The sequence below is a fragment of the Eionea flava genome (genome assembly GCF_055393785.1).
In genome coordinates this window covers 977,075-996,760 of the sequence record NZ_AP036018.1, presented here as the reverse complement: position 1 = coordinate 996,760, position 19,686 = coordinate 977,075, and the positions used below count along the sequence as shown (strand labels likewise).

At 43.4% G+C, this 19,686-nt stretch carries 23 protein-coding genes and 2 tRNA genes; 3 read left to right on the top strand and 22 right to left on the bottom strand.

The genetic code is table 11. From position 1 onward, the window contains the following. Positions 1–76 precede the first annotated feature (76 nt). From ACZ5O6_RS04585 to ACZ5O6_RS04570, 4 genes are read right to left on the bottom strand one after another with little or no spacing between them, the layout of a single operon-like run. On the bottom strand, positions 77–688 hold the full coding sequence (locus ACZ5O6_RS04585) for a DNA-J related domain-containing protein (RefSeq protein WP_447090651.1): 612 nt from the start codon (positions 686–688) through the stop codon (positions 77–79). Between the two features lie 25 nt (positions 689–713). Continuing rightward, the gene (locus tag ACZ5O6_RS04580; RefSeq protein WP_447090650.1) at positions 714–1,478 is read right to left on the bottom strand and encodes a TIGR01621 family pseudouridine synthase; all 765 of its coding nucleotides are present in this window, start codon (positions 1,476–1,478) and stop codon (positions 714–716) included. A gap of 6 nt (positions 1,479–1,484) precedes the next feature. Beyond that, on the bottom strand, positions 1,485–2,333 hold the full coding sequence (locus ACZ5O6_RS04575; RefSeq protein WP_464283546.1) for a hypothetical protein: 849 nt from the start codon (positions 2,331–2,333) through the stop codon (positions 1,485–1,487). 27 nt (positions 2,334–2,360) lie between these two features. Then, positions 2,361–2,783: a hypothetical protein gene (locus ACZ5O6_RS04570; RefSeq protein ID WP_447090648.1), complete on the bottom strand. Its 423-nt coding sequence runs from the start codon at positions 2,781–2,783 to the stop codon at positions 2,361–2,363. A gap of 295 nt (positions 2,784–3,078) precedes the next feature. Between ACZ5O6_RS04570 and ACZ5O6_RS04565 the strand changes: the two genes are divergently transcribed. After that, positions 3,079–3,152: transfer RNA gene (locus tag ACZ5O6_RS04565), tRNA-Cys, on the top strand. A gap of 67 nt (positions 3,153–3,219) precedes the next feature. After that, positions 3,220–3,306, top strand: a tRNA-Leu gene (locus tag ACZ5O6_RS04560). A 64-nt stretch (positions 3,307–3,370) separates the two neighbouring features. Here the strand turns inward: ACZ5O6_RS04560 and ACZ5O6_RS04555 are convergent. Next, positions 3,371–4,564, bottom strand: a complete 1,194-nt coding sequence (locus ACZ5O6_RS04555; protein ID WP_464283545.1) for an ISL3 family transposase — start codon at positions 4,562–4,564, stop codon at positions 3,371–3,373. 62 nt (positions 4,565–4,626) lie between these two features. After that, on the bottom strand, positions 4,627–5,298 hold the full coding sequence (locus ACZ5O6_RS04550; protein ID WP_464283544.1) for a transposase: 672 nt from the start codon (positions 5,296–5,298) through the stop codon (positions 4,627–4,629). A gap of 229 nt (positions 5,299–5,527) precedes the next feature. Between ACZ5O6_RS04550 and ACZ5O6_RS04545 the strand changes: the two genes are divergently transcribed. Then, positions 5,528–5,974: a hypothetical protein gene (locus tag ACZ5O6_RS04545; protein WP_447092856.1), complete on the top strand. Its 447-nt coding sequence runs from the start codon at positions 5,528–5,530 to the stop codon at positions 5,972–5,974. Positions 5,975–6,063: 89 nt separating this feature from the next. Here ACZ5O6_RS04545 and ACZ5O6_RS04540 read toward each other — a convergent pair whose 3' ends face one another. The 16 genes from ACZ5O6_RS04540 to ACZ5O6_RS04465 all read right to left on the bottom strand — a co-directional run bounded on the left by ACZ5O6_RS04540 (position 6,064) and on the right by ACZ5O6_RS04465 (position 19,526). Continuing rightward, positions 6,064–6,348 (bottom strand): type II toxin-antitoxin system RelE family toxin, encoded by a 285-nt coding sequence (locus ACZ5O6_RS04540; RefSeq protein WP_447092855.1) that lies wholly within the window; start codon positions 6,346–6,348, stop codon positions 6,064–6,066. Then, positions 6,338–6,586: a type II toxin-antitoxin system Phd/YefM family antitoxin gene (locus tag ACZ5O6_RS04535; protein WP_447092854.1), complete on the bottom strand. Its 249-nt coding sequence runs from the start codon at positions 6,584–6,586 to the stop codon at positions 6,338–6,340. The genes ACZ5O6_RS04540 and ACZ5O6_RS04535 overlap by 11 nt, the downstream gene beginning before the upstream one ends. Before the next feature lie 72 nt (positions 6,587–6,658). Next, the gene (locus ACZ5O6_RS04530) at positions 6,659–7,084 is read right to left on the bottom strand and encodes a hypothetical protein (RefSeq protein ID WP_447092853.1); all 426 of its coding nucleotides are present in this window, start codon (positions 7,082–7,084) and stop codon (positions 6,659–6,661) included. Continuing rightward, entirely contained in the window at positions 7,077–7,592 is a 516-nt protein-coding gene (locus ACZ5O6_RS04525; RefSeq protein WP_447092852.1) for a tyrosine-type recombinase/integrase, read from the bottom strand. Before ACZ5O6_RS04525 ends, ACZ5O6_RS04530 begins: the two co-directional genes overlap by 8 nt. Positions 7,593–7,856: 264 nt before the next feature. Beyond that, positions 7,857–8,417: a CDP-diacylglycerol--glycerol-3-phosphate 3-phosphatidyltransferase gene (gene pgsA / locus ACZ5O6_RS04520; protein ID WP_447092851.1), complete on the bottom strand. Its 561-nt coding sequence runs from the start codon at positions 8,415–8,417 to the stop codon at positions 7,857–7,859. 51 nt (positions 8,418–8,468) lie between these two features. Beyond that, positions 8,469–10,295, bottom strand: a complete 1,827-nt coding sequence (gene uvrC / locus ACZ5O6_RS04515) for an excinuclease ABC subunit UvrC (protein ID WP_447092850.1) — start codon at positions 10,293–10,295, stop codon at positions 8,469–8,471. A gap of 87 nt (positions 10,296–10,382) precedes the next feature. Then, positions 10,383–11,036, bottom strand: coding sequence for a response regulator (locus tag ACZ5O6_RS04510; protein WP_447092849.1), 654 nt, complete (start codon positions 11,034–11,036; stop codon positions 10,383–10,385). A gap of 423 nt (positions 11,037–11,459) precedes the next feature. Next, on the bottom strand, positions 11,460–12,254 hold the full coding sequence (locus ACZ5O6_RS04505) for an alpha-ketoglutarate-dependent dioxygenase AlkB family protein (RefSeq protein ID WP_447092848.1): 795 nt from the start codon (positions 12,252–12,254) through the stop codon (positions 11,460–11,462). Next, entirely contained in the window at positions 12,251–13,309 is a 1,059-nt protein-coding gene (murB, locus tag ACZ5O6_RS04500; RefSeq protein ID WP_447092847.1) for a UDP-N-acetylmuramate dehydrogenase, read from the bottom strand. The genes ACZ5O6_RS04505 and murB overlap by 4 nt, the downstream gene beginning before the upstream one ends. Before the next feature lie 29 nt (positions 13,310–13,338). Further along, entirely contained in the window at positions 13,339–13,863 is a 525-nt protein-coding gene (locus ACZ5O6_RS04495) for a low molecular weight protein-tyrosine-phosphatase (RefSeq protein WP_447092846.1), read from the bottom strand. A 71-nt stretch (positions 13,864–13,934) separates the two neighbouring features. Further along, on the bottom strand, positions 13,935–14,711 hold the full coding sequence (gene kdsB, locus ACZ5O6_RS04490) for a 3-deoxy-manno-octulosonate cytidylyltransferase (protein ID WP_447092845.1): 777 nt from the start codon (positions 14,709–14,711) through the stop codon (positions 13,935–13,937). 51 nt (positions 14,712–14,762) lie between these two features. Next, complete coding sequence (lpxK, locus tag ACZ5O6_RS04485) at positions 14,763–15,866, bottom strand: tetraacyldisaccharide 4'-kinase (protein WP_447092844.1); 1,104 nt, start codon at positions 15,864–15,866, stop codon at positions 14,763–14,765. A 7-nt stretch (positions 15,867–15,873) separates the two neighbouring features. After that, on the bottom strand, positions 15,874–16,299 hold the full coding sequence (locus ACZ5O6_RS04480) for an ExbD/TolR family protein (protein WP_447092843.1): 426 nt from the start codon (positions 16,297–16,299) through the stop codon (positions 15,874–15,876). 70 nt (positions 16,300–16,369) lie between these two features. Continuing rightward, positions 16,370–16,978, bottom strand: coding sequence for a MotA/TolQ/ExbB proton channel family protein (locus ACZ5O6_RS04475; RefSeq protein ID WP_447092842.1), 609 nt, complete (start codon positions 16,976–16,978; stop codon positions 16,370–16,372). A gap of 146 nt (positions 16,979–17,124) precedes the next feature. Further along, the gene (locus ACZ5O6_RS04470; protein WP_447092841.1) at positions 17,125–17,613 is read right to left on the bottom strand and encodes a hypothetical protein; all 489 of its coding nucleotides are present in this window, start codon (positions 17,611–17,613) and stop codon (positions 17,125–17,127) included. Continuing rightward, a complete protein-coding gene (locus ACZ5O6_RS04465; protein WP_447092840.1) occupies positions 17,613–19,526 on the bottom strand; it encodes an ATP-binding cassette domain-containing protein in 1,914 nt (637 codons plus the stop codon). Before ACZ5O6_RS04465 ends, ACZ5O6_RS04470 begins: the two co-directional genes overlap by 1 nt. Between the last annotated feature and the right edge of the window lie 160 nt (positions 19,527–19,686).

Genomic DNA, 19,686 nt, shown 5'->3' with positions numbered 1-19,686 from the left:
AAAAGAATTAACAAGGCTCTCTGCCCCGCTATTAAAGGTGCGCTATTCTACCTAATCACTCTCGCTTAATCACTCCCTATTTATTAATGCCAAAGTGACGTTGAATAGTAGAAAACGCACGTTGAATGTTTTGAAACTGCTGCTCGCTGCCGCCCCTATCGGGGTGATGCCTCATAGCTAATTTTCGGTACGCGCGCTTACATTCGACATAAGAAGCTTGCTTTATCACGCCCAGCATATCTAATGCTGTAGACAACTCGTCCTCTTCTACGTAGCGCGACCAAAAACTGTCTAACAAACCATCTACCGACTCACGTGTTGCCGAATCTACGTTAGCCCAATCAAGATAGTAGTCTTGCAGTTCTGAACTTGCCTCGTGATACCCTTGATCAATGGAATAAGAGACTTCAGAGCGCAGGGAAACTGTATCGCTATTGGTATCTGTTAAACCAATATCCAACGCGGAAATGCGCAGATACTGCTGAGACTGAGAATAGTGATTTCGTAACTGGTAGAGGGCGTTGTATATAAGAAAATGGGTACTGTAAAGCGATAGTGTATCGCTAGCGTCGATGGATGCCAGCCAACCTTGTGCCTGCAGTTGCTGCATTAACGCATATTCGGAGAGCGTTGTTTTTTGTGCATCAAGAATAGATTCTATCGGATCAATCAAGGGGTTCTTACGCATAACCTGCCTCTATATTAGCCGCTGATTAATGAGCCAGTCTCTTTATATTTGGCCACTGTAACAGCCAAGGCCGATCAATGCCCAGCTCACTCAAAACCTGGCCCAATACGTCACCATGATAGATAGGGGTATTATTCCAGTGATGAGGAATATCAACATATTCAAATGATCTGTCTTGCAAGCTGAAACGCAAGACAAAAGCGTGAAGATAAATGGCAGCTCCCCCTTTAACATCATCCTCTTGATGATCGACCACAAGTGGATGACCATACAAACGATCACCCACAATAGGCGACCCAATGCTTTTCAGGGCGACTCTTAATTGATGTGTTTTACCCGTTTTTGGCTTCAATAAAAATAGTCGAAGTCCACTCGCAGGGAGACTTCGCGATGCACCATTTGGAAGGTGATAACTAAAAAATTGAGTAACCGCAGGCTTATGTTGAGTGGTACATAGCTTCCAAGCTCCTCGTCGACTTGCCTCCATATCACCAGAAATTAACCCCTGCTTTTTCTTAGGCTTCTTATCGCCTAAGGCAAGATAGTACTTTTCAATGTCTCGTTGTTCAAACAATTGCGACAGCTCACTCGCGGCCGCTCGTGTTTTAGCACATAACAACAGGCCTGATGTTACCTTATCTAAACGATGCACAGGGAATAGCTGATCTAACTGCAAATCTTGCTTAAGACGTACAATCAACCCCACCTGATTAGGCTCACAGTGAACACAAACACCTGACGATTTACTGACAACAATAAAAGCAGCATTTTCATCAACAAGCTGATACATGTAGGACTAGTCTGACTGCTGAGGCGAAGTAATTGCTTGTAATAGCTGCTCACCCAAACGGTCTTGAGCGGAAGGGTCTTCTGCATAACCTTTAACCGCTGGCTTTTGCTCGATAGCGCTCTGAATAGATGCAAATAAGGGCTGCAAAATAGCTCGTGCCATCGTATCAACCGAAAGCCCTGTGGTTTTATCGCCTAAGTTTTCAATAAAGAAACCGGGAGCTGTCAATGTTCGCGAGGTAGTACTTTCTGCCGTACCAGCTTCACCATTTTGAGCCCCTGCTTTGTTATCACCACCTACTTGCCACTCGATCGCTGCATCCGCAAAGGTCACTCGCTCGATCATTATCTTGACCGGTTGCTTTACTTCAGCATCCGGGCTCGCTAAAAGATCACTACCTAAACCAAGAATATCTACATCGTTTGCTATGACATCAATCATTGCCTGTAAATTAGAGGCTTCGTTAAGGTTTACCCCGTCATCACTCGACAAAGAGTCTGTAGCGGTTTCTATATAAAAATAAATATCGTTAATATCGACCTTATTAATCACAATAACAGGGGCATTCAGTGTCGACATATCCACCTTAAATGCGACTTTATTTGATGCGTACATGACGCGATCGGAATAAGCTGCAGGGTTTTTGAGTGACAGGTTGTAAAGAGAGCCACTGCCATACTGCAAGTTAATCACTGCCCGATCCACTTCGACAGTACTTTGTGTCACATCACTGCCCGTCTTCTCGATAATATCGATGATATGGTCATCAACATGGCTGAATGCATAGTAAATTAACGCTGCGGAGATAGACGCTAAGATAATAATACTAAAGGTAACAAACTTAAGTGTTTTCATCATTTTCCTTACAAGAAATATATAGGGTTAGGTTCTTTCGCCTTTAATTACAGGGACTGGCGATTCATCAAAGGGTGGGAACGCTTGTCTCTCAGCAGGCACAGACTCATCATTGAGAAGCTTTTCGGCTTCATTATTAATGCGTTCTTTCGCCTTATCCAACTCACCCTTAACTGTATCGAGTAGCGTCTCCCAACCGGATACAACCACCTTGTTCGTCTCTTTTAATATCCCTTCAACACTTTTCTTTTCTAAAGCAACAATCGTTTTTTCAGCTTCCTGCAAACGCATAGATTTGTCATCTAACTCAAGCAATAAACGTTGATTTTCTAAAAGCACATAACGATATTGCTTATCTTGATGATAGGTATACGCCATAGCGATCACTACAATAATGACCAATATGATCATAATAAACGTCGATGTAAAATATTGATTCATTGGTTTCATACGGACTCCAAAAACTGTGCCATTATGCATATGGCCTCAACGCAGCGAATTATCACATCAAACAACGTAATCACCAAGACATTGAGCATCACCAACATTGATATGTGACATTTAACACCCGCTCAAATTAAACAAGGCCTTTAACTGTTCAAGATTCACACTAACGGCTAAAAAACACAGGACGCAAGATAAATAGTCAAAAAAACGCTAGGCATTTCAAAAACCTTAGTATAAAATGCGCCGCTCTTTTAGCACTAGAGCAATGCAATTGCTTCACCTAGCTGATTGAAAATGAGGCGCGGTGGCAGAGTGGTTATGCAGCGGATTGCAAATCCGTCAACGCCGGTTCGATTCCGACCCGCGCCTCCACATGTCGCTGATGACAACATTCAGCAAGTAGGTAAACCAAACCTACTATAAAAATACCTTCCTGTTAGCCCGGGTGGTGGAATTGGTAGACACAGGAGACTTAAAATCTCCCGATCGCAAGATCGTGCCGGTTCAAGTCCGGCCCCGGGCACCATTTATCTTTAGAAAAATCAAAAACTTAGAAGCTGGGCTCTGTAACATAAACGGGGGATAGGCATTTATCTCACTCGGTTAATAATACCATCCCAGCCACAATGAGCTAGAACTCTTAATCGATAATTTTCAAAATTCCTAAAGCCATAAGCTCGTCTTGATATCATCTCCATCTTGTTGTGAAACCCTTCCGTAATGCCATTACTTTTACTAAAACGCCACATAGCGACAATAGGCTCCATCCACGAGGTGAGTGTGTTGGCGAGTGTCCGTAGTGGACTATTTTTCAGTTGCTCCAACAACTCAAAATAGCTGGGTAATTTTTCACGTGTACGGCGGGCTGTGAGTGTTTTGAGCAGTATAAATCTCATCAATTTTTGCTTTGCTTCATACAGCGTTTTTAACACCGGAAAGTCACTTAAATAATCCATCAGATTCGCTTGCTGTTCGGGGGTTAATCGCCATTGGTGACGACGCATCAAACTGATGAGCCCTCGGTTTTTTCTTCCCTCTGCATCATGCTCTTTCCACACCTTCAAAAAATGATGGTTAATCAGTCGAACCACATGAAAGCGGTCTGCCACAATAATCGCATTAGGAAAGTAACGCTGAGCAATACGACGATAAGTCTCAGACATATCCATCACCACCACTTGTACCTTGTCGCGTTCGTTTAAGCCCTTTAAATACTGACGTAAGCTGGCTTCTGAGCGCCCCAGCTTGACGTCAAATACCTTGTGATTCCTCAAGTCCACAAACGTAGTGGCATAGCCTTTCTTACGCGTAAAGAAGTGTTCATCGATACCCAATACACGAGGGCAAGGACGGTGACTCATTTCAGATCGCTTGAGGGCAATGTGGTGGTGATACCAGCGCTCAACCGTGGCAGGGCTTATCTGGTGTGTCCGTGATAATTTACGTTGAGTGACCCCACCATCATGTGCCTCAAAGACTTCCAATCGATACGCTTCAGACGCGCGATAACGAGGACGTATGCCCGTGAAACGGTGACGAAAATAGCGATGGCAATGCGCACAGTAATACTTGGGCACTTGGAGATGAATAGTCATCACCTGATTGCCTTGTCGAGTGTGTTTAATGGTGCGCTGGTGAGTCGCCTTAATGGTTAATCCATGACGATGACAATACAAGCATTGAGGTCGATGAGTGGGCTTAGCCCAGACTTCAAATGCAGGTTTACGGTAAACACGTTCTATTTTAAGACCGGGAAGGCCTATAATGGTTTCTGCGTGGGACATCGGTTGCCTCTATTAAATTGATCGTCAGAAAATCAAGTTTAATAAATACCGGTGTCCCCCGTTTATGATGTAGAGCCGTAACGCTGAGCAATACGACGATAAGTCTCAGACATATCCATCACCACCACTTGTACCTTGTCGCGCTCGTTTAAGCCCTTTAAATACTGACGTAAGCTGGCTTCTGAGCGCCCCAACTTGACGTCAAACACCTTGTGATTTCTCAAGTCTACAAACGTAGTCGCATAGCCTTTCTTACGCGTAAAGAAGTGTTCATCGATACCCAATACACGAGGGCAAGGACGGTGACTCATTTCAGATCGCTTGAGGGCAATGTGGTGGTGATACCAGCGCTCAACCGTGGCAGGGCTTATCTGGTGTGTCCGTGATAATTTACGTTGAGTGACCCCACCATCATGTGCCTCAAAGACTTCCAATCGATACGCTTCAGACGCGCGATAACGAGGACGTATGCCCGTGAAACGGTGACGAAAATAGCGATGGCAATGCGCACAGTAATACTTGGGCACTTGGAGATGAATAGTCATCACCTGATTGCCTTGTCGAGTGTGTTTAATGGTGCGCTGGTGAGTCGCCTTAATGGTTAATCCATGACGATGACAATACAAGCATTGAGGTCGATGAGTGGGCTTAGCCCAGACTTCAAATGCAGGTTTACGGTAAACACGTTCTATTTTAAGACCGGGAAGGCCTATAATGGTTTCTGCGTGGGACATCGGTTGCCTCTATTAAATTGATCGTCAGAAAATCAAGTTTAATAAATACCGGTGTCCCCCGTTTATGATGTAGAGCCGTAGACATTTCTACTACGAACTCCTGCACCCCTATATTTTCATTATTTCAACCCAAACAACATGATTCACTCAATCGTGTCGATTTTTCATGCCCGTTAACTTCTCAAATCAACCCCACCACCCTTCAAATCATCAACATAGGCATATCATTATGAGCAGAACCATCACCGTAGACATGAAAACAATAGCGCCCGAAAAAGTAGCCGCTTTATACGAGCAACTAAATAATGAAGGCAGAAAGCATTTTACAACCGAGTTAAAAACGCAACTGGAAAGACAAAACAAGGGGATTGACTTCAACGAGTCGTCACCGACATCAATGTTCTTTTACGAAAACATGAAAGATCAATTTTTAACAGCAAGACATATGATCAATACTATTGTGGAAAGTTATGGCAACGGACTACCATATGATGAACAAATCAGCCAAGAATCAGCTTTTCATACGTTGAAACAGTCGCTGACTATGCTGATGGAGACCGATAAAAAGCTAGACCTTATGTACGATGAATTGAATCTGCTTGTAAACCCTGAACTAGACCCTACAGACAAATATGAGTATTCACCTGACAGTAAAGGCGAGCACTGGTTATCATAATCAACTAACGCGCTTTGCTTGTTGGCCACAAAAAAGGGTAGAAATTTACATTTCCACCCGTTTTTACAGCTTAAATTTAATGACCAGCATTAAATGCGCTTTACCGCCGCCTTATAAACCGAGTTACGCTCTCTCTTGCCTACAGCAACAACAGAAACAACCAACTCTTTATCTCTAACCTCATAAACCAAACGAAAACCCGAACTACGCAACTTAATTTTATAACAACTTTTCATACCACTAAGTTTGTTTGACTCAACAACAGGCGACACTAAACGTTCTTTCAATTTTTTCTTAAATTGCCCGCGAATACCGCCATCAAGCTTCTTCCATTCTTTTAATGCCTCTTCCTTGAAAGTAAGCTTATAGGTCATCGATATTCACCTCGACCTCCCCCTGATCACGACGCGCACTAACCAGTGCGGCAAGCTCCATATCCTCAAGTTTATCCATAAGCGCTTCATACGCCTCAGCAGGAACACAATAGAATGCGGGTTGATTTCTATTAAGGACGGCGACAGGGAAACCTTCACCCTGTTCAACTACCGCCATAGGATTCTTTTTGAGTTCAGAAATGCTGGTTGTTGCATCAGATAATATGGGATGTATCATAGGAATCACCTCAAAAGATGTGTTTTATATGACCCAATAATAGGTCTTTAAAAAGGTCATGTCAAACCAATCTTACACACTAGCTGAACTCTTCTGAAGCATGAAAAAAGAAAAAGACGAAACACCCGCCAGTGATAAAGTTAATACACCAAAAAGAATAGGCTTATTAACTTCAGGTTCATCGTGATCAGCGTACTCTAAAACATCTCTTAGCTCATCAGATTGATTTGCAGAACAGTAATTTCTAGAAGAATTATTTAATCTATCTATCGTTGCTTGAAAAGGTGCGCCTAACCTTAGATATTTATCAACCTTCAATACATATTCCTTAAGCACTTCAAGAGAAATATCGCCAACCAAGTCTTTAGCTCGACGAACAGCATCATGTATATAACCTGGAATACCTTTATTCTTATAAATATCATCAGTATCAATCGGATCAATTCTTTGATCTGTAAATGGATTATAAGAAATTAAAGATATTGCTCGCCTACCCATAACTTACCCCTTCTAAATTAAGAATAATAAAGCTACTAATTTTCTCCATAGGTTCTCGAATCCTCGAGACATCCGAAATAATATACCCAGCCGTCACATCATTAGGGTTCCTATGATTTAACAGTTGTTTAAGTGCATATGCCGGTATATCAAGTCTCTCCGCAATAGTGATAAACGTGCGCCTAAGATCATGTAATGTGAACGGTGCATTCAGTGATTTAGATACCATAGCTACAGAACCACGCGGCCCTTTTAAATGTTCCTCACTATCTTGGGGACTTGGAAACACCCATTGTGATTGGTTGTGCTTTTTTCTAAATTCAAGCAAGTTATACAGATAGTCTGTTAACGGTAAAATATAGGGTTCACGGTTTTTAGTATTGGCGATAGTGAAGGCTTTTTGTTTAAAATCGACTTGGCTCCACATCATGCTAGCCGCTTCCATTTTTCGTAAACCGGTAAACAATAAGAATCGCAGATAGTCCCAGCTCACCTCATTGGATAACACTTCGGTTGCTTGGTAAAAAACGGATAACTCGGTAGTCTTGATAACTGTTCGCCGACGCTCAACGGTATACCATGCTCGGTCGATCTACAGGGTTCATAGATAACACCGCTTTACCTGCAGCATCTTCGTATTTAGCGATAGCATGATTGAACACAGCCCTTAATACTCGCATGGTATTGTTGGCTCTCGCTGGTGCGCCCTTGACTATTTTATGATGCCGTTCTTGCACCATAAACGGGGGATGGGCATTGTGGGGTAAAATTATTATGGGTGATTACCAGACATAAGATCTGGCCAAGCTGCTTTCATATAAACTACCATCGACCAAAGTGTCAGTATGGAGGCGATATAGAGCAGCACATATCCTATCGGGGTTAATAGTGTTGTTGCTTCAGGGTTTTCTGCTAGCAATACTGCAATAGCTACCATTTGCGCACTGGTTTTAAACTTGCCAATAACGGATACTGCAATACTGGCTCGCTTACCTAGTTCGGCCATCCATTCGCGCAGAGCGGAAATCACAATTTCTCGACTAATAATAATAATGGCAGGGATCGCAAACAATGCGGTGTCATGTACCTCCACCAATAACACCAATGCGGTAGCAACCATCAATTTGTCGGCAACAGGGTCTAGAAAGGCACCAAATGCTGTCATTTGGTTATATTTTCTCGCCACCCAACCATCGAGCCAATCAGTCACCGCTGCCAAACAAAAAATGCCTGACACGGTAATAAAACGCCAATCGTAAGGTAAATAAAAAACAACCACGATCAGCGGAATTAAAATAATGCGTAGTAAAGTCAGTTTATTGGCTAAGTTCATTCAGTTATTTTATCGCTTCAATAAGAAAGATCGTCAATAGATGGGGGCACGTTACTCATTATGTAAGGCGCTGTAAATGTCTTCCGCTATTTTTTTGCTAATACCCGCCACTTTCGCTAAATCTTCAGCATTCGCCGACTTAACTTCTTGAATACCCCCAAAGTGCCTCAACAATTCTCGGCGACGTTTGGCACCAACACCCGGAATTCCCTCTAGCGTTGATGTTTTACGTTTTTTATCGCGACGCTGTTTGTGGCCTGTAATCGCAAACCGATGGGCTTCGTCACGAATCTCTTGCAATAGGTGAAGTGCCGGCGAATCCGAATTAAGCACCTTTTCTTGGCCTGACTCCAATACTAGCGTTTCAAAACCTGCTTTTCGCGTAGTACCTTTGGCAATACCCAATATCATTACCTGATTAACACCTAGTTCTGCGAGCACCTTTTTAGCGATACTCAACTGCCCCTTACCGCCATCAATCACTAAAATATCAGGCAATACACCCTCACCTTTTTGTAGGCGTGTATAACGTCGAGAGAGTGCTTGCTCCATTGCCGCATAGTCATCACTCTCTGTAATGCCCTCAATATTAAAGCGGCGATAATCTGACTTTAATGGCCCCGTTTGGTCAAATACCACACATGAAGCAACCGTGAGCTCTCCAAAAGTATGACTAATATCAAAACACTCCAAACGTTGAGGGAGTTCATCAAGCTGCATCGTTTCTTGTAAGCTAACAAAACGCTGCTGTAGACTTTGCTTAGTATTGATATGCGAGATGAGGTTTTGCTCAGCCGCAGTAACGGCCGTCATTAACCATTTTTGCCGCTGTGCACGTACCCGCTGAAGAATGGGTATTTTTCGTCCTCCGCGATCAAATAGTGCTTGTTCTAGTACTGTTTTTTCATCATTTTCTAAAGGGTAATTGATGATGACTTCTTGTGGTAATTCACGATGCTGATAAGCAATATAGAATTGTTCTAAAAAGGCCGCTAAAAACTCACTGTCGGATAAATCGAGTTTATTTTTTGGAAAGAAACTTTTACTGCCTAAAATACGTCCATGACGAATATATAGAAGGTGTACACATAGCGCCCCCCCCTTTTTTGCCATCGCGAAAATATCAATCTGACCTTTGCTAGATTCTATATCGTGATCAGTTTGTATCTGGCGTAATGCCGATATTTGGTCGCGATAAATACCGGCCTCTTCAAATGCTAGAGACGCAGCGGCTGCCTCCATTTTATCGGCGAGTTGTGTCATTAACTCGGTCGATTGCCCCTTTAAAAATAGAGCCGCATGATGCATATCATTTTTATAGTTTTCTTTATTAATTAGACCAACACAAGGTGCCGTACAACGATCAATTTGATACTGTAAACAAGGCCGCGTGCGGTTAGCAAATACGCTATCTTCGCACTGACGAACACGAAAAGTTTTTTGAACAAACGCAAGCGTTTGATACACCGCGCCCGAATTCGGGAATGGGCCATAATAATCACCCTTTTTATGTTTCATTCCTCGATGAAAGCTAATACGAGAATAATCGCCATCGGAAATAAAAATATAAGGGTACGACTTATCATCTTTTAATAAAATATTATAAGGCGGTCGCAATGATTTAATGAGATTTTGCTCAAGTACTAAAGCTGCCGTTTCTGAGTCGGCAATAGTGACTTGAATATTAGCAATTTTTTCGACCAATACCTGCGTCTTAATCGGCAGGCCTGTCACCCGAAAATAACTACTTAAACGATTTTTGAGATTTTTAGCTTTACCCACGTACAAGATGTTATCTTTCTCATCAAACATCTGATAAACCCCGGGCTGGCGGCTCACTGTTTTAAGAAATTGCTGGTGGTCAAAGTTGATATTCATGGCGGTCAGTCTAAACCGCCTAAGGAGGGATTTCGAGGTTTTTTAGAAAAATAATAACGCTGGATTTTACGTAATAACTGCGGCTATTTATTCCAACGCATCAACATCAAACACTTTATGTTTAACGGCAAAAAGGACGAGCTCAACATCGCTATTCAAATCAAATTTTTCAAAAATTCGATAACGAAAACTATTGACCGTTTTTGCACTCACATTAAGTATTTCGGCGATTTCATTAGGCTTTTGACCACGAATTGTCATCATTGCCACTTGTAGCTCACGATCAGAAAGTGCAGAGAAAGGTGAATCAGGGCCGCCGGTACCGATAGAACTTTTGAGTGCGAGCTGCTGAGCAATTTCACTACTCATATAGGTTTTACCCGCAACCACTTTATTAACGGCTTCGATCATTTCTTCAGGCGTAGCTCGCTTGGTTAAATAAGCCGATGCACCGGCACGCATGAGCTTACTAGGATATAAGTCATCATCGCAAGAAGTGACGGCAATCAGTTTAATATTACCATTCGCCAATTTAATACGTTTGGTCGCTTCAACACCTCCCATACCGGGCATTTTAACGTCCATCATCATCACATCTGGCGCTAGTTGACGAGCCAATTTCAGGGCTTTTTCACCACTATCACCTGTAGCAATAACAGAGAACCCTTCAACATCGTCTAATATGCGAGATAATCCTGTACGAACCAAGTCGTGGTCATCAACCACTATTATTTTTATCAATTGAACCTCGGCGTTTTTCTAAGAAAAAATCTACAAGGCACCCATACCGTATTTAGAAGGGCGGCACTACAATCTTTGCAGTGATCGCATTATTCAACGTTTTCAATTAACTTTCAGTAATTATGTGTAACAAATCACAAAAATAGATAAATTTATCAAAATAATTGCAAGAATTGCCAATTAGACTTTAGTCTTGACTCTTTAAAAAAATTTAACCACTAGATAGCTAAGATGAGACCTTTGCACGGGAGAAGGTTTTGCTCTCAGACACCAAAAGTAGGCGCTTTTAAGTGAGGCAAAAATGCAGGACAAGATAAAGCTTATACGTGATAAATGACCGATTGAGCACATTTTACCTCGGTACCCCCTTATGAGGTAAGCACTGCATGAGAGTGAAATGGCTTTTTTGCAAAGACCTCAAGGTTAATATCGAGGATGACGAACCTGACGATAGGTAATATTAATACGTTCGCCGACCTTATGACGTGTTTTTGGCAGTTGGTGCTGCCAGTTGTGTTGTGTCGCACCATACATAATAAGTAAGTCTCCATCTTGTAAAGGCAATGAATAACGATAAGACTCACCTTTATGGTGCTTGTGGCGCAGCTGAAAAATGCGCTCGGCACCTAAACTCACCGAGGCTACTGTGGGGTGGTTACCCAATTCAGGCTCATCATCGCTATGCCATGCCACACTATCTTGGCCATCACGGTAACAGTTGACTAAAGCGCTGTTCAGTAAGCCATCGGTCAGTGATGTAGAGGTCTCTAACAACGCAGTTTGTATCTGCTGTTCGATCGCCAATTTGAGTGATAAAAGTACGGATAACCAAGGATGTGGAGTAAAGTACTGACCGGAATACGTATAGCCATATTGCGGTTGAGCGTACCAAGCATTCAGCCGTGGAATACGCACCGCTTTGCCGTATAAACGAATAGAGGTTTGCTCCCATGCCACTTGTTTTTTTAACGCTTGGAAAATTGCTTCGGTAGACACTAATGCTTTAGCTGCAAGCATATCCTCATTAGGCGTTTGATGGCGCGGTGAGGTAATGGTCGACAATACCTCAGTTTGCCTAAGCCAACCGGGAAAATACGCGAGGTGCGCCCCCTCTAAACAAATGATCTGCAGCCCTCCCCCTAATACACGGGCACTAGGCAAAGACTGATCACTCCCACTGCCCTCTACGGCATCAAAAAGCGACGGTTGGATATTCACTCTAGACGCTGGCGACCATAAATACGAGGCTCAACTTCAAGGCAAATACCATAAACACGTTGAATATCGGACACAACTTGCTCTACAAATGCCAATATCTCACCACCAGACTTTTTATGAGGGTTAGTTAATACAAGTGCTTGTCGCTCATGCATCGCAATTTGATTGACCCACTTCCCTTTCCAACCGGCATTATCAAGTAACCAACCAGCAGCCAATTTATAACGCTTACTACCGCTATCACTAGGGTTTAGAGGATAAGCAACCATTTTGGGGTATTGCTGACACAGTGTTTGATAATCCGTTTCATCAACGATGGGGTTTTTGAAAAAACTCCCCGCATTAGGGATATTCGCAGGGTCAGGTAACTTACTTTGACGAATAGCAATGACTGCCTGTGCGACTTGATGACTAGTGAGTGCATCGAGATCGCAATCACCAAGTGCATCCTGCAACGCTGGATAATCAAGTGACCATACCGGTGTTTTTGATAGTTTAAAGACCACACGTGTAATAATCATCTTATCTTTTAAGGCATGCTTAAATACGCTATCACGATAAGCAAATTGGCAATCGGCATTATCAAAGCGCACTAGGGTTTGTGTCTCAATATCCACTGCTTCGAGATATTCGATACTTTGCGTGACCTCGACGCCATAAGCGCCAATATTTTGGACTGGAGCGGCACCCACGTTACCCGGAATTAATGCTAGATTTTCTAGTCCATACCAGCCTTGGTCGACACTATACATGACCGTGTTATGCCAGTTTTCCCCCGCCGCTACCGAGAGCAACACATGCGTATCACTTTCCTCTTCAAGTTGAATGCCTTGCGTATTGATATGCAGGGTAAGTCCAGCAAAGTCTTCGGTCAGCACAATATTACTGCCACCGCCTAAAACAAGAAGCGGACACTGCTGTGTTTTGACAAATTCAAGAGCCGAATACACTTGCTCTAGCCGACTAACAGAAACAAACCAACGCGAATACACATCAACCGCTAATGTGTTGTACGCTTGCAGTGAAATATGTTCTTGTATCTCTATTTTTTCCATTAGTACGATGCGTTCAATAGTAGCAATAATTAGACTTTAGACAGTAAACCATCGCCTTTTATACGATTAAATAAGCCCGCCACCCCATTTTGGATAAGAGCAATTGCCTGTTCAAAATGCTGTTGATCACCATAAAAAGGATCGGGAACTTCTTCGGTGTGATGGATACCTGATTCCGTTAAAAATAGCCCTAACACGCCGCGATAATTACTCGGTTTCATCATCGCAAGGTGCTTAAAGTTTTCCTTATCCATACCCAAGATATAGTCAAATGTCTCAAAGTCATCCGGCGATACCGTACGTGAACGTAAGTCACTCATATCATACCCCTGCTCTAGAGCAACGCGCTGCGCCCGCCCATCCGGTGGATGGCCAGCGTGCCAACTTCCCGTGCCTGCTGAATCAATAACTATCGAATCGGCGTACCCCTGCTTATTAACGTAGGCTTGGAACAAGGCATGGGCCGTAGGTGAGCGACAAATATTACCCAAACATACAAATAAAACGCGGATAGGTTTATTTTTTACTTTTTGCGAGACTGGCTTTTTAGGCATATAACAACAATCATTCTCTATTTTTACAGGGCGCGATACTGGTAACTATCTGTGAATAGGTAACTATACCGTTAATTAACGCTCATATCCTGCCTAACACGGTCAATATCTTCTTGAGTATCAACACCTCCAGGCACGGGTTCACAAGCGGTTTCAACATGAATTTTTTGTGAATGATGCAAGATTCGCAATTGTTCCAAGCATTCTATCGACTCTAAAGGCGACACAGACCATGACACAAAATGATGTAATAGAGAGACACGATAGGCATAAATACCAATATGGCGTTGTAATACCGGAGACAAACTCGCTAATGATATATTCTTTACGCTACCCTTATTGGCAACAGCATCTCGAGGAAAAGGAATCATCGATCGTGAAAAGTACAGAGCCATTTGTGCGTGATCTGACACAACCTTAACGACATTCGGATTAGTAAAACTATCATTATCCGTTATCGTTTCTGACAAGGTGGCCGCTGCCGCAATAGGATTACTGGATAAATTACTCGCCACTTGATTAATAACAGCGGGTGGAATGCAAGGTTCATCACCCTGCACATTCACGATAATATGATCATCGGCCAAACTATAGTGCTGCGCCACTTCTTGAATGCGGTCAGTACCCGACACATGTTGATCCGATGTCATACAAACATTGCCTTCAAAAGCCTCTACTGCATCCACAATCCGCTGATCATCGGTCGCCACCACCACTGTCTGCGCATCGCTTTTTAATGCCTGCTCGTACACATGCTGAATCATGGGTTTATCACCAATCGGCAATAATGGTTTACCGGGCAAACGAGTGGAAGAAAAGCGTGCGGGAATGACAACAGTAAATGGCATAGGGATCACTAAAATAGTTAATCTGTTTAACGGTAAAAAAATAAAATACTATCAGGCTTTTGCTTGCTGATAAGCCTGATCAATCAATGCTTGTGGCAAATCGATGTCAACCACTAACGACCAACCGCTAGCAGGCAAGGCGTGCTGTTGACTTAATGCATGATATTTTACGGCATCTTTCTCGGTCATTAACACAACATCATCTTGCCAACCGATAAAATCTTCGGCTGAGTAGCTATGATGATCATCAAACGCCAAGGTCTCACAAGAAATATCGAGCTGAGCTAAGGTATTAAAAAAGCGCTCGGGATGACCAATACCGGCAATCGCCCGTATAGACGGTTGATGCTGTGCGTGTTGTAGCTTCCCTTCAAGCCACGGCAAAGGCATTAATGGATACAGCGTGTCTGTTAGTACATGCCGCCAAGCGGTTGCCTGTAAACTCACATTAACGGGTACGCGGCGATTATCATTAGCAGTACCCGCCCCTGTCGTATCTGCACGAGCCAATTGCTCTGTTCGAGCGTTAGTACGATTCACCAGCACCCAATCCACACGAGATAAGCGACGTGCCGGCTCTCTTAATGGACCAGCGGGCAAACAAAGGTGATTACCTAAACCACGCTCACCATCAACAACAACGATCTCTATTTGTCGAGACAAGCGGTGGTGCTGCAAGCCATCATCACTTAATAGAATATCGACTCTATAGTTTGCCATTAACTGTTCAGCCGCGGCCACCCTATCTCGCCCAATAACTACAGGACAATGCGTCTCGCGCGCAATAAGCAATGGCTCATCACCACAGACCTTAGGTGTATCATCGAGAGAAACGGTATAAGGATAATAAGGCGCTTGGCTACCATATCCCCGACTCACAATACCCACTTGCACATTTTTTTGGGTCAGTGCTTTTGCTAGGGCAATAAGTACCGGGGTTTTACCTGTACCGCCTGTCGTAATATTACCCACTACCACCACAGGCACGGCTAACGGCCTGCGGCGTTTTATATACCAATGTGCATGCAAAGCCGCAACAATAGTATACAACCACGACAATGGAAGCAGACACCACGCATACCAGCGCTTGCGATACCACATCGTTAGAAAAAATGTCGATAACGAAGCTGTACGTGAAGTCTGTGGTGTTGCCATAAGAGAGTTAATTAGCCGGCGTGGGTTGTCGTGTGGTGATACGCAACTTTGCAAAACCTAGTTGCCCGGCGACATCCATCGCTCTAACGACCGACTGATGAGGTGTGGTAGCATCGGCGGTGACAGTTAGCGGCAAACTATTATCCCCTTGCGACAGCTCTTGCAGGGCTCGACGTAATGTATCAGCTTGCTGATTAACCAACGCTTTGCCGTTAATGACATAATCACCGTTGGTATTAATGGTAATATCAACCACGTCGCTTTCTGTAGCCACTGCTGGGTCTGATGAAGCTTCTGGCAGATTAATTTCCAGATGCGTTTCTTTGGTAAACGTGGTCGATACCATAAAGAAAATTAACAGCAAAAACACCACATCAATCAGTGGTGTTAAATTAATCTGTTCGTCTTGACTGGTTTGTCGTCGAAATTGCACTGCGTAAGCCTATTGAGTCGTCATGGATTGAGAGTTCTTCGTTTTAACGAGCACTATGTTTTAACAGAAACTATGTTCTATCAGCATGTAAAGCATCAACCAACTTCACCGACTCTTGCTCCATAACAACAACAAGGCTGTCAATTTTACGCACAAAAAAGCGATGCATAATCATGGCAGGAATTGCAATACACAGACCCGCCGCCGTAGTAATAAGGGCCTCTGAGATACCACCGGCTAAAGCACCTGCATTACCTGTGCCTTGTAACTCAATAGCGACAAAGACTTTGATCATCCCTAGTACCGTACCGAGTAAACCTAATAGAGGCGATACAGCGGCGATCGTTCCCAAGGCACCCACGTAACGTTCCATACCATGAATGACTTGGCTAGCAGCTTCTTGAATACTGTCTTTCATGACTTCTCGGCCCGCCTGCGCATTACTTAACCCTGCCGCCAAAATACGGCCCAGTTCTGAACTTTGGCGAAGTTCTCTCAGTTTAGCAGCATCAATTTGATTGTTTTGCACCCAGCCCCATACTTGAGCCAGTTGGTTTTTAGGCGCAATTTTACTGGTATTCAATGTCCATAAGCGTTCAACTGAAATAGCAACCACCGCAATAGAACAAAGAATAATCGGCCACATTAGCCAACCGCCGGCACTGATAATATTTTCCACGATGTATGGGTTCCTGTATTTATAGATTTATGGTGACTATTCAGCTTACGTTCGAGGTTTTAGAATGCCCACGAGTTTATAAAACAGCCGTGAGCATATAGCAGTGAGAATATAGGAGCAACCAACAATTGAGTCGACACTTAACCCTACACGAGCTGGTCTCGACAGCGTATTAATAATTGCTCTATATCATCAATCGTCAATTGCTTTTCCTGCCAATAAACATTCACCGCCGTCGGGCTTAATGCTATTCCCACGATGCTATTATCCAATGTATCAACAATACTTTGTAAGGCCGCATGGTGTTCAGGCTGGGCGGTATGTTGAGTGTTTGCCCATTCCCACTGCCCGTAAAAGTTAATACCGTGGGCATAATCTCTTTTAAGCAGTGTCCACGACGCACGTGATGTCTTAGGTGTATCACTGGATGGCAACAATAAGCTATATACCGCGATCTCTTTTTTTTCTGACGCAAGCGTTAAGGTTTCAAGTCGAACACGAATCGATCGCTGTGCCGCTTCTTGCCTAAGCGCGGTTAATCGGCGAATGCGCTGACTCGGCTGCATCATCATAACGGGGCCTACCGCCAGAGCAATCGCACCAATAATAAATAAGAGCGGCCAATAATTATCCATTATGATTCCAACTCCTCCCAACGTTCGTATAACTGATCTAACGCTGCTTGCTGAACCGCTAAATCAGATAACACTGCATCCACATCTGCCTTGCTTGATTCATAAAAAGTCGAATCTGCTATTTGTTCATTAATCGCATTCACTCGTGCTTCTTGCGTGGCTATTTTTTCGGGCAAGCTATCGAGCTCGCGTTGAACTTTATAGCTGCGCTTTTTCGGTGGTTCAACAACCGCTTGAACGTTATTCTGGCTGATCACATCTTTTTTATCGCTTGCGACTTTGCCTTTAGTCGAGCGCTGCGTATTTTCTCGTTGATTAGCCTTGGCAAATTGTGCCTGCCAATAACTGTAACCCCCAACATAATTATTAACCTGTCCTTGCTCCTCGAAAACAAACACATGGGTGACTACATTATCTAAGAAAGCACGATCATGACTCACCATCAAAATGGTGCCATCATAATCTAGCAATCGCTCTTCTAATAATTCTAAGGTTTCCACATCCAAATCATTAGTTGGTTCATCAAGTACCAATAAGTTACTTGGCTGGCTAAACAGCTTGGCTAATAAAATGCGATTACGTTCACCACCCGATAAGGTTTTCACCGGTGTACGTGCGCGCTCGCCGGTAAACATAAAATCTTTAAGGTAGCTAATAATATGCACATCACGACCATTAATAGTGATGTACTCTCGACCACCAGCAATATTATCGATTGCACTTTTTTCTAGCTCTAACTGATTACGTTGCTGATCAAAATAAGCCACTGAGAGCTTTGTTCCTTGGCGTGCCTGCCCTTCTGTTGGCTCTAGTTTTTGTAACATGAGTTGCAACAAGGTACTTTTACCTGTGCCGTTTTTACCGATGATACCGATGCGGTCGCCACGTAATATACGGGTCGAGAAATCATCGATAATCCATGGTTGGTCGTCTTGCCAGCGATACCGCAAGTTATCTATTTCAAAGACGAGCTTACCCGACGCCTCACCTTTGTCGATAACAAAAGAGGATTTCCCTTGTACTTCTCTACGCTGCTGGCGCTCGTTACGCATTTTTTCTAATTGGCGTACACGCCCTTCATTACGAGTGCGACGTGCTTTAATCCCCTGACGAATCCACACTTCTTCTTCGGCCAAACGCTTATCAAATAATGCATTATGACGCGCCTCTTCTTCCAGCCGCTTTTCTTTACCATCCAAAAACTCTTGATAACTACCGTTGTAAAACCAGATATGACCGCGATCTAACTCGGCAATACGATTGCCCAGTACTTGCAACAAATGCCTATCATGGCTAATCACTACCAACGCACCATTAAAGGCATCGAGTTGTTGTTCCATCCATTCGATACTTTGAATATCTAAATGGTTGGTGGGCTCATCCAAAAGCAACAATTCAGGTTCAATCACAAGCGCCTTAGCCAGTAATACACGACGACGCCAACCACCAGATAATTGCCCCATGGTGGTATCAGGATCTAGCATAAATCGAGATAAAGTCGCCTCAATAGTTTGCTGTAATACCCAACCATCTTCGTTTTCAATAATTTGCTGCAAACGCGCTAATTCGTCGAGTGAGGCGCTATCGTGAGCAGTAAGAGAGAGCTGTCGGTATGCAGTCAGGCTTTCACCTAATGTTTCAAAGGCAGAAGCAACCACTTGATAAACTGTTAATTCGTCGGCTGTAGGAAGGTCTTGCTCTAAATAGGCAATCCGCAACCCTTGGCGCCGCCATATAGAACCGCCATCAGGCTTTACCGCCCCCATCATCAACTTCAATAAGGTCGATTTACCGGTGCCATTACGCCCCACTAGGCAAATTTTTTGCCCTTTGTGAATGGACAAGTCAATATTATCCATCAATACTTGTTCACCATAGTGCAGTGAACATTGTTCAAACTTGATTAATTCCATAAGGTTTATCGGTTACCGCTAGAGATCGGTAGAGCAAGCTGTTACATTATCGTAAAACATTACCGCTACACTATGTGAAGAATAAGAGCAGCGCTATAGCCGCTATCGTTAATAAATAGGAAAACTACCTAGCCAATACGTGCCTCGTCGTACTGTACAC